This window comes from Streptomyces sp. WAC06614, from assembly GCF_003949795.1.
Lineage (GTDB): Bacteria > Actinomycetota > Actinomycetes > Streptomycetales > Streptomycetaceae > Streptomyces.
Genome location: NZ_RPRY01000256.1, coordinates 1 through 10,167, shown reverse-complemented (window position 1 = coordinate 10,167; position 10,167 = coordinate 1). Strand labels below are relative to the sequence as shown.

General features: G+C 70.9%; 10 protein-coding genes and 1 rRNA gene. All 11 read right to left on the bottom strand.

Annotation, left to right across the window (positions count from 1 at the left end):
* The coding region (locus EF918_RS26685) for a DNA polymerase IV (RefSeq protein ID WP_125651322.1) at positions 1–1,206 on the bottom strand (1,206 nt) is incomplete at its 3' end.
* A gap of 75 nt (positions 1,207–1,281) precedes the next feature.
* Positions 1,282–1,923: a MerR family transcriptional regulator gene (locus EF918_RS26680; RefSeq protein WP_125651320.1), complete on the bottom strand. Its 642-nt coding sequence runs from the start codon at positions 1,921–1,923 to the stop codon at positions 1,282–1,284.
* A gap of 201 nt (positions 1,924–2,124) precedes the next feature.
* Positions 2,125–2,598: a bifunctional nuclease family protein gene (locus EF918_RS26675; protein ID WP_125651318.1), complete on the bottom strand. Its 474-nt coding sequence runs from the start codon at positions 2,596–2,598 to the stop codon at positions 2,125–2,127.
* A gap of 52 nt (positions 2,599–2,650) precedes the next feature.
* Positions 2,651–3,382: a MerR family transcriptional regulator gene (locus tag EF918_RS26670; RefSeq protein ID WP_125651316.1), complete on the bottom strand. Its 732-nt coding sequence runs from the start codon at positions 3,380–3,382 to the stop codon at positions 2,651–2,653.
* Positions 3,383–3,432: 50 nt separating this feature from the next.
* Positions 3,433–4,368, bottom strand: a complete 936-nt coding sequence (locus EF918_RS38545) for an FHA domain-containing protein (protein WP_125651326.1) — start codon at positions 4,366–4,368, stop codon at positions 3,433–3,435.
* A gap of 82 nt (positions 4,369–4,450) precedes the next feature.
* Complete coding sequence (locus EF918_RS26660; RefSeq protein WP_125651324.1) at positions 4,451–5,221, bottom strand: DUF881 domain-containing protein; 771 nt, start codon at positions 5,219–5,221, stop codon at positions 4,451–4,453.
* 179 nt (positions 5,222–5,400) lie between these two features.
* Entirely contained in the window at positions 5,401–5,733 is a 333-nt protein-coding gene (locus tag EF918_RS26655; protein WP_125651314.1) for a small basic family protein, read from the bottom strand.
* Positions 5,730–6,641, bottom strand: a complete 912-nt coding sequence (locus EF918_RS26650; RefSeq protein WP_125651312.1) for a DUF881 domain-containing protein — start codon at positions 6,639–6,641, stop codon at positions 5,730–5,732. The genes EF918_RS26655 and EF918_RS26650 overlap by 4 nt, the downstream gene beginning before the upstream one ends.
* Before the next feature lie 95 nt (positions 6,642–6,736).
* A complete protein-coding gene (locus EF918_RS26645; RefSeq protein WP_125651310.1) occupies positions 6,737–9,232 on the bottom strand; it encodes a mannose-1-phosphate guanyltransferase in 2,496 nt (831 codons plus the stop codon).
* A gap of 99 nt (positions 9,233–9,331) precedes the next feature.
* Positions 9,332–9,922 carry a CDP-alcohol phosphatidyltransferase family protein gene (locus EF918_RS26640; RefSeq protein ID WP_125651308.1) on the bottom strand — a complete coding sequence of 197 codons (591 nt, stop codon included), beginning with the start codon at positions 9,920–9,922 and terminating at the stop codon, positions 9,332–9,334.
* Positions 9,923–10,042: 120 nt separating this feature from the next.
* A 5S ribosomal RNA gene (gene rrf / locus EF918_RS26635) occupies positions 10,043–10,159 on the bottom strand.
* Positions 10,160–10,167 lie beyond the last annotated feature (8 nt).

The following is a 10,167-nucleotide window of genomic DNA, read 5'->3' as shown; positions in this document are numbered from 1 at the left end:
CTCCCCGACCCCTGCCGCGGCCTCGCCCGCCTCGCCGCCCCCGCCCGGAGCCGGGTCCGGGTCCGGTGCCGGGGCGGGCGCCGGTCCCGGCAGCTGGGGCGGTGCCTCCGCCTCGCCGGCGGGCCGCGCCAGCGACTCGGCCTGCGCGAACAGGTCCTCCTGCGTGTAGTCGGCCAGCCCCGAGACCCCGACCCCGAGCAGCCGGACCCCGCCGGTGGTGTCCACCGCCTCCAGCAGCCGGGCCGCGGCCTCGCGGACCACCGTCGGGTCGTCCGTCGGTCCGCGCAGGGTCTCGGAGCGGGTCAGGGTGGAGAAGTCGTAGCGGCGCACCTTGAGCACGATCGTGCGCCCCGAGTGCCCCGAGGCTCGCAGCCGCTGCACGCACCGCTCGGCCAGCCGCTGCACCTCGAAGCGGATGCGGACCCGGTCGTGCAGGTCCACGTCGAAGGTGTCCTCCACCGAGACGCTCTTGGCGTCCCGCTCGGCCACCACCGGCCGGTCGTCCAGGCCCAGCGCCATCCGGTACAGGGCGACCCCGTGCGACCGCCCCACCATCCGGACCAGCTCGTCCTCGCCGGCCTCCGCCAGCTCGCCGACCGTGGTGATCCCGGCCCGGCGCAGGTGCTCCCCCGTGGCCGGGCCGACACCCGGCAGGGTCCGTACGGTCATGGGGGCCAGCAGCTCCCGCTCGGTGCCCGGCTCGATCAGCCACAGGCCGTCCGGCTTGGCCTCCTCGGAGGCCACCTTGGCGAGCATCTTCGAGGCGGCCAGCCCCACCGAGCCGCTCAGGCCCGTGGCGGCCCGGATGTCGGCCCGCAGCCGCTCCCCGGTGGCCCGGGCGGAGGCGGAGTCGAAGGCGGTGCCACCGGCTTCCAGGTCCACGAACGCCTCGTCCAGGCTGAGCGGCTCCACCAGCGGGGACAGCTCGCGCAGCAGCGCCATCACCCGGTCGCTGACCGCGCGGTAGAGGGAGAAGCGCGGGATCAGGTAGGCGCCGTTCGGGCAGAGCCGGCGGGCCTGGCCCATCGGCATCGCCGAGTGCACGCCGAAGCGCCGCGCCTCGTAGGAGGCGGTGGCCACCACCCCGCGCGGGCCGAGGCCGCCGACGATCACGGCCTTGCCGCGCAGGCTGGGCTTGGCCGCCTGCTCCACCGAGGCGTAGAAGGCGTCCATGTCCAGATGGAGGATGGTCGGCGCGGCTCTCACGTGTCCGATGCTGCCGCATCCCACTGACAACGGACCGCAAGCACGTTCGACGCGGCGCGCCCGGCCGGGCGGCGGTCAGACCGCCCGGTTGCGCCGTGCCGCGAGCTCGTCCGCCGGATTGTGGCCGACCAGCGTCTCGCCGGTGTCCACCCGCTCGCCGTGGAGCTGGGACAGGGCGTGCTCGACGTCCCGCCACACCACGCCCACCGCGATGCCGAAGATGCCCTGCCCGCCCTGGAGCAGGTCGACCACCTGGTCAGGCGAGGTGCACTCGTAGACGGTGGCGCCGTCGCTCATCAGCGTCATGCGCTCCAGGTCCGCGAGGTCGCGCCCCCGCAGGTGCTGGACGGCCGCGCGGATGTTCTGCAGCGCCACCCCGGTGTCGAGGAAACGCTTGACGATCTTGAGCAGGACCACGTCGCGGAAGCTGTACAGCCGCTGGGTCCCCGACCCGTACGCCGGTCTCACGCTCGGCTCCACCAGGCCGGTACGGGCCCAGTAGTCCAGCTGGCGGTAGGTGATCCCCGCGGCGGCACAGGCCGTGGGTCCGCGATAACCGATCCGGTCGGTCGCCGTCCGGGCCCCCACCGGGCCGGCCGTCGGCGTCGTCTCCGGCTGTCGACGGGCGGCGCCCACCGCGCCACCGTGCAGCGGGTACGGGCCGCCCTCGCCCCGTGCGGGGATGCCCCCGGTCGTACCGTCGCCCGTGATCCTCACGCCCGACCCTCCGTCCTTGACCTGCCCTCTCGACGGTAGGCAGTCACCAGGGGTGCGTCAACGATCGCCACACTCGGCACGCCGGGTGATAATCACCCTGAGAGTGGTTTTACGTACCCCAATACGGGGAAAGGCTAATCGAATGGGCCGACAACGGCACGAATCGGGCAGACCGGGCCGGGCCGGAGACCGGCCGTCGGCCTACTGGTTGCTCGTCCCGAAGTCCTCCGGGGAGATCTGGTCGAGGAACTCGCGGAACTTCTCCACCTCGTCCTCCTGCTCGTCCGGAATGGCGATCCCGGCGTCCGCGAGCACGCCGTCGCTCCCGTAGATCGGCGTCCCCGTCCGCAGGGCCAGCGCTATGGCGTCGGACGGCCGCGCGCTCACCTCGACCCCACTGGCGAAGACGAGCTCCGCGTAGAAGACGCCCTCGCGCAAGTCCGTGATCCTGACCTCGGAGAGTTCCTCCCCGATGGCCTCCAGCACGTCCTTGAACAGGTCGTGCGTCAGCGGTCGCGCCGGGGCCATGCCCTGCTGCGCGAAGGCGATGGCGGTCGCCTCCCCCGGTCCGATCCAGATGGGGAGGTAACGGTCGCCTCCCACTTCGCGCAGGAGCACGATCGGCTGGTTGGAGGGCATTTCCACCCGGACACCCACAACGTCGAGCTCGTTCACACAGCAACCCTAGGACCTGCTCGGCCGGTTTGGGTAGTCGGGGCCGCTCCGCTCAGTGCGGACGCGCCCCCAGAGCGGCCCGGAACAGGGCTTCGTGGAGCCTCGCCGACAGTCCCGCGAGCTCCCGCAAGGTCGCCTCGGCATGCGCCCGGGTCTGCGGGTTGCGGTGCAGCCGCAACGGTGCCACGACCTGCTCGACCAGCCCGGCCTCCCGGTCCGCCGCCGCCTTCATGGCCCGTAGGTGCCGCGGCTCCAGCCCGAACCGGCCCAGGTCCGCCACCAGCCGGGCCACCGTCACCGCCTCCGCGTCGAAACCGCCCCCAGGAGCCTCCGTGAGCAGCCCGTACGACTCCCACTCGGCCAGCTGCTCCGGATCCGCCCCGGCGGCGGCCAGCAGCTCCGCACGCCCGACCCGGGCCGGGGCGGCACGCTCCGGGCCCTCGGCGGGGGCGTCGGCGTGCGGGGACGGCGCGGGGATGCGGACGGGCTCGCCCGGGGCCCGCCCGTCGAGCTGCTCCTTGATGACCTTCAACGGCAGGTAGTGGTCGCGCTGGAGCCTCAGCACCTGCGCCAGCCGCTCCACGTCGGCGGGACTGAACTTGCGGTACCCGGAGGGCGTACGGGCGGGCTCCACGAGCCCCTCCGCCTCCAGGAACCGGATCTTGGAGATCGTGATGTCGGGAAACTCGTCACGCAGCTGGTTGAGCACCGAACCGATGCTCACCGACCGCCCGGCCGAGCCGGCGGCGCCGTGTCCGGCACCGCCCGTCGGGGTACGCAGCATGGACCTTCCCTCGCAGAGCCCCCGGGCCGGAACCGGCCCGGGGGAAGGGATCAGATGCCCCGCTGGCTCGCGTAGAAGACCAGCCGGTACTTGCCGATCTGGACCTCGTCGCCGTTGTGCAGGGCGACCGAGTCGATCGGCTCACGGTTGACGTAGGTGCCGTTGAGGCTGCCGACGTCGGCGACGGTGAACCCGCCGTCCTGGCTCCTGCGGAACTCGACATGGCGCCGGGAGACGGTGACGTCGTCCAGGAAGATGTCGCTCTGCGGGTGCCGGCCGGCCGTGGTCAGCTCCCCGTCCAGCAGGAAGCGGCTGCCCGAGTTCGGACCGCGGCGCACGATGAGCAGCGCGGACCCCAGGGGCAGCGCCTCCACCGCGGCCTGGGCCTCGGGGGACAGCGAGGACGACCCGTGCGTCCCGGTCGCCTCGGCCTCGTAGGCCTCCAGGCCCGAGATCGAGATGGTGGACGTGGTCTCCGAGGCACGCTCGGGCGTCAGGCCCGGTCGCAGCGGTGCCCCGCAGTTCGAGCAGAACCGGCTCGCCGCACCGCTGCGGTGCCCACACCGGCTGCACACCTGCTCGGCCGACACCGACGGCACCTCGGGCCGCGGCTGACCCGCGGAGACATGGGTGGCGTACGGGTCGGCCGCGAAGCCGCCCTCCGCACCACCGGCTGCCGGAGCGCCGTAGCCTATGCGGCCCGCGCCCGACGGGTCGGCGGGCGTCGCACCCGGCGCACCCGGAACCTCGCCGGCGCCGGAGACCTCGTCGCGGAACAGCGGACGGTCGCCCTGCGCTTCCTCCCCGCGGCCGGCACGGTGCCGGGCACCGCTTTCGTCGCGGTTCTTCTTGCCGAACAACTTCTCAAACAACTTCACGGGCGATTCCCCTTGACCGAAACAGACCCGCCCGTGGGGCAGGACGAAGTCCGAATGCACACACCTGCCGACCCGGACATTCTCACAACGTCCGTAACCACCAGACAGTTTCCACCACGCACCACTCGTTCGGTGCGCCGACCCCCCGCAGGCCTCCGCCCACGTGAGCCGTCCCACACGTCACGCCCTCTCATGACGATGACGACCGAGCGTAGTCAGGCTGCTTCGCCTGCCGCAAGGCATCCACGACGATCTTCGCCGAGCGGGTCACCGTGGCCGTGGCCTGCTCCTTCTCCAGCGTCTGGATCACACCGCCCGGGATGTTGAGCGCCGGCTCCAGATCCTGCGGCTTGCCGATCACCCGGAACTCGTAGGGCTGTGAGATCTTCCTACCGTCGATCGCGACCCCGCCGTTCTCGTCCGAGAAGTACGAGTTCGCCACCACGCGCACCCCGTTGACCTGGATCGCCTCGGCCCCGGCCGCCCGCAGCTCCTGGATGGTGTCCAGCAGCATGTCCGACTGCACCTGGCCCTTGGGGTCGGAGACCTTCAGCGTGATCCCCGGACCCTGCGCAGCCACCGTACCCGCAAGGATGCCCAGTTGACGCTCCTTCTCCACGGTCTGCTTGCGCGCCTCCTCGGCCTGGTCGGAACTGTTCTCCAGCTCCTTGCGCTGCTCCTCCAGCTTCTGCTTCTCGTCCTCCAGGCGCTTGGTCCGCCCGTCGAGCTCGTCCAGGATCCGCACCAGGTCCTCCTGACGGGCCCCGCGCAGCGCACTGGACTCGCTGGTGGACCGCACCTGGATGGCCAGGCCCAGCCCCAGCACGAACAGCAGCAGCGCCACCACCAGTTGGGCCCGGGTCAGCTTCGGCGGCCACAGGCTCGCCCGCAGCCGCTGCCGCCCGCTCTGCTCCGGCCCGGCCGGGGCCCCGGGCTGCGCCGCGGCCCGGGGCAGCGCCATGGCCCCGGGCACCACCGGGGGCTCCGGCGCGGCCGGGGGCTCCTGACCCGCCGGGGGCTCCTGACCCGCCGGGGGCTCCTGACCGGCCGGGGCTTCGGGGGAAGCGCCTTGGCGCTGCGCGTCCTCCGGGCCCTGCTTCTTGTCGTTCGACTCGTTCGACTCGTTCGTACCCATCGGTCTCACGCCCGGAACACGTGCCGGCGGATGGCCGCGGCGTTGGAGAAGATCCGGATGCCCAGGACGACCACCACACCCGTGGACAGCTGCGCACCCACACCCAGCTTGTCACCGAGGAACACGATCAGCGCCGCCACCACCACGTTGGACAGGAAGGACACCACGAAGACCTTGTCCACGAAGATGCCGTCCAGCATCGCGCGCAGGCCGCCGAAGACCGCGTCGAGCGCCGCGACCACGGCGATCGGCAGATACGGCTCGACCACCGCCGGCACCTCGGGCCGGACCAGAAGTCCCGCCACCACTCCGGCCACGAGGCCCAGTACCGCGATCACGATGCACCCTTCTTCGGCTCTGCTGCTACCGCCGTGGCCGTCCGCACGGCCAGGCTCGACGCGGCCGGCAGCCGCACCTCGTTCTCCGGCGTCAGGGCCGCCCGGATCCCGTAGTTCTCCTGGAGCACGTGCAGGTACTGACCGTCCGCGCTGTCCTGGAACGCCGTGCCCAGCCGCTTCTTGTCCCCGACGGCGAGCACCTCGTACGGCGGCACCAGCGGCTTGTTGTCCACCAGTATCGCGTCACCGGCCGCCCTGATCGCCGACAGCGAGGTCAGCCGCTGACCGTTGATCGAGATCGCCTCGGCCCCCGACTGCCACAGCCCGTTCACGATCCGCTGCATGTCACGGTCCCGTAGCCGTCCGGTGTCCGAGAACCCGGTGTTCTCCCGCGGCCCGCCCCCACCCGAGGACGCGCCCTTGGCATCGTCGACGACCAGCTTGATCCCCGGCCCGCGGACCTCCGTCGCCCCGGACAGCAGGGCCACCAGCCGGGCCTGGCCGTCCCCGCCGTGCTGCTTGAGCGCCTGGCGCTGACGGCCGGCGACATCGGCGCGGAGCCGCTCGATGTCGTTCTCCAGCTTGTCCGCGTGCCCGTCGGCACGCTCCACCCGGTCGATCAGCTCCTGCCGCTCCTTGGCCAGCACCGGCGCCGCCACCCGGGCCTGCGCGGCCCCGAGCGTGACCACCATGGCGGCGATCACCAGACCGGCGGCCAGCCCCAGCTTGGCCCGCAGCGTCCGGGGCAGCCCCGCCGTCCCGTCCGCCGCACGACGCGCCGAGGCTTCCGCGTAGCCCTCGTCGAGGCTGTGGTCCATGACGTGGGTCAGCAGCGACATCGAGGCGTCCGGGCGACCCGGCCCGGCCGCGGGGCTCCGGTGGGTGGGAGGCTGCGACATGCCGCACATCGTCGCACGTCGCCGGCGCCGACACCGAATGCGCCCGGTGCACGGACAGGGGCGGGCCCGACCGGGCCCGCCCCTGGGTACCTCTCACGCCGCGATCAGCGTCCGGCGCCGTCCACCACCGCCGCCCATTCGTCCAGCAGGGCCTGCGCCGACGTGTCGTCCGGGCCCTCGGCCCACAGATGCGTCACCGCCTCCGCCGGATCCGGCAGCACCAGCGCCCAGCGCCCGTCCGCCTCGACCACGCGCACCCCGTCGGTGGTGTCCACCTGCCGCTGTCCGGCCGCCTCGACCACCCGGCGCATCACCAGGCCCTTCACGGCCCACGGGGTCGGTACGTCCCGCTTGAGGACGTGCGCCCGTGGTATCCGCGCGTCGATCTGGCTCAGCGTGAGCTGCGTACGCGCCACCAGCCCGATGAGCTGCACGAACGCCGCCGAGCCATCGAACACGCTGCCGAACTCCGGCACGATGTAGCCGCCCCGGCCGTCCCCGCCGAAGATGGTGCCCTCGGCCCGGCCCACCCGCGTCAGGTCGTCCGGCGAGGTGGTCGTCCACTCCACCTGCGTCCCGTGGTACGCCGCCACCTGCTCGGCGATCCGGGTCGTGGTGACCGGCAGGGCCACCCGCCCGCTGCGCTTCTCCGCCGCCACCAGGTCCAGCAGCACCAGCAGCGCCCGGTCGTCCTCGATGATCCGGCCCCGCTCGTCGACGAGCGAGATCCGCTCACCGACCGGGTCGAAGCGGACACCGAACGCCGCCCTGGCCGAGGCCACGATCTCCCCGAGCCGCACCAGCCCGGACCGCCGCGACTCCACCGTCTCGGTCGGCCGGGACTCGTCCAGACCCGGGTTGATGGTCAGCGAGTCCACCCCGAGCCGGCCCAGCAGGCTCGGCAGCACCAGCCCGGCGCTGCCGTTGGACGCGTCCACGACCACCTTCAGCCCGGACTCCGCGATCCCGGTGGTGTCCACCCGGCGCAGCAGCGACCCCGTGTACGAGTCGAACACGCTGGACGGGAACTGCAGGTCACCGATCTCACCGGGGAACGCACGCCGGTACTCCTGCCGCGCGTACACCCGGTCCAGCTTGCGCTGCTGCGCCTGCGACAGGTCGGCGCCCCGCTCGTCCAGGAACATGATGTCCACCGAGTCCGGCACCCCGGGCGAGGTCCGGATGACGATCCCGCCGGCGCTGCCGCGCGCGGTCTGCTGCCGGGCCACCGGCAGCGGTACGTTCTCCAGGTCGCGCACGTCTATGGCACTGGCCTGGAGCGCGGAGATCACGGCCCGCTTCAGCGCGCGGGCACCGCGGGAGTGGTCACGTGCCGTGGTGACCGTGGAGCCCTTCTTCAGCGTGGTCGCGTACGCGCCCGCCAGCCGGACGGCCAGCTCCGGGGTGATCTCCACGTTCAGGATGCCGGTCACCCCGCGGGCCCCGAAGAGGTGCGCCTGACCGCGCGACTCCCAGATGACCGAGGTGTTGACGAAGGCACCGGCCTCGATCGTCTTGAAGGGGTAGACGCGCACGTTCCCCTGGACGATCGATTCCTCACCCACCAGGCACTCGTCACCGATGACGGCCCCGTCCTCGATCCGGGCCGCCCGCATGATGTCGGTGTTCTTGCCGATCACGCAGCCGCGCAGGTTGCTGTGCTGCCCGATGTAGACGTTGTCGTGGACGACGGCCTTGTGCAGGAACGCACCGCTCTTGACGACCACGTTGGAGCCGACGACGGTGTGCTCCCGGATCTCCACCCCGGCCTCGACCTTGGCGTAGTCCCCGATGTACAGGGGCCCGCGGAGCACGGCGTCCGGGTGGACCTCGGCCCCTTCGGCGACCCAGACTCCCGGCGAGATCTCGAAGCCGTCCATCTCGACCTGGACCTTGCCCTCGAGCACGTCGGCCTGGGCCTTGACGTAGCTCTCGTGCGTGCCGACGTCCTCCCAGTAGCCCTCGGCGACATAGCCGTAGATGGGCCGGCCTTCCTTCATCAGCTGCGGGAAGACATCACCGGACCAGTCGACCGGAACGTCCGGGTCCACGTAATTGAAGACCTCGGGCTCCATCACGTAGATACCCGTGTTGACGGTGTCCGAGAAGACCTGGCCCCACGTCGGCTTCTCCAGGAACCGCTCGACCTTCCCCTCCTCGTCCACGATCGTGATGCCGAATTCCAGGGGATTCGGCACGCGGGTCAGGCACACCGTGACGAGGGCGCCCTTCTCCTTGTGGAAGTTGATGAGATCGGTGAGGTCGAAGTCGGTGAGGGCGTCGCCGGAGATCACGACGAAGGCGTCGTCCTTCAGCGCCTCCTCGGCGTTCTTCACGCTGCCGGCAGTGCCGAGTGGCTTCTCCTCATTGGCATAGGTGAGCTCCATCCCGAGCTCTTCGCCGTCACCGAAGTAGTTCCTGACGAGCGACGCCAGGAACTGCACGGTCACCACGGTTTCGGTCAGCCCATGCCGCTTGAGCAGCCTGAGCACATGCTCCATGATCGGCCGGTTGGCCACCGGCAGGAGCGGCTTGGGCATGCTCGAGGTCATGGGGCGAAGACGGGTGCCTTCGCCACCGGCCATCACGACGGCCTTCATGTCGGAAGAGTCCTCCTTGAGAGACGACGTTCACGCCGACCTCACTCGTCCCGGACTCCGGTTCCGCAACTCCTCCGTGCGTCACTGCACCGAGCGAGCTCAATCGGCAGCGGTGTCCGCCTTCACGAGCCGGCGGACCTGAACCACATAAAGGATTCCTGCCCACCAGTAGAGGGTTGTACCCCATCCGGCGAACGCCCATCCGAAAACGGAGGCCAGCCACGCCAACCAGCCGCTGCCGTCACTCAACAGCAGCAAGGGAAACGCGTACATCAGGTTGAAAGTTGCAGCTTTCCCCAGAAAGTTGACCTGCGGCGGCGGATAGCCGTGCCGGCGCAGGATGAGCACCATCGCACCGAGCATCACCTCGCGTGCCAGCAGGACCACGGTGAGCCACAGGGGGAGAATCTCCCGCCAGGTGAGGCCGAAGAGCGTGGAGAGGATGTACAGCCGGTCGGCGGCCGGGTCCAGCAGCCGTCCCAGGTTGCTGATCTGGTTCCACTTCCGGGCGAGCTTCCCGTCGAGGTAGTCGCTCACCCCGCTCAGCATGAGCACGAGCAGCGCCCAGCCGTCGTGCTCGGCCAGGATCAGCCAGAGGAACAGGGGCACGCCGGCGAGGCGCGCCATGCTCAGAATGTTCGGGATCGTGAAAATTCGGTCCGTCTGAACCCGAGTCTCCTGGACCTCCACCCGGGGGCCTCCACTTGGAACGTGCGAACGATGCCCCTAGACCCTACAGGAGTCGGCCAGGCACCCTGAACGCAGAAAAGCCCCGCACCATTTTCGGTGCGGGGCTTTCCCACAATGATTGTTCGGCGGCGTCCTACTCTCCCACAGGGTCCCCCCTGCAGTACCATCGGCGCTGAAAGGCTTAGCTTCCGGGTTCGGAATGTAACCGGGCGTTTCCCTAACGCTATGACCACCGAAACACTATG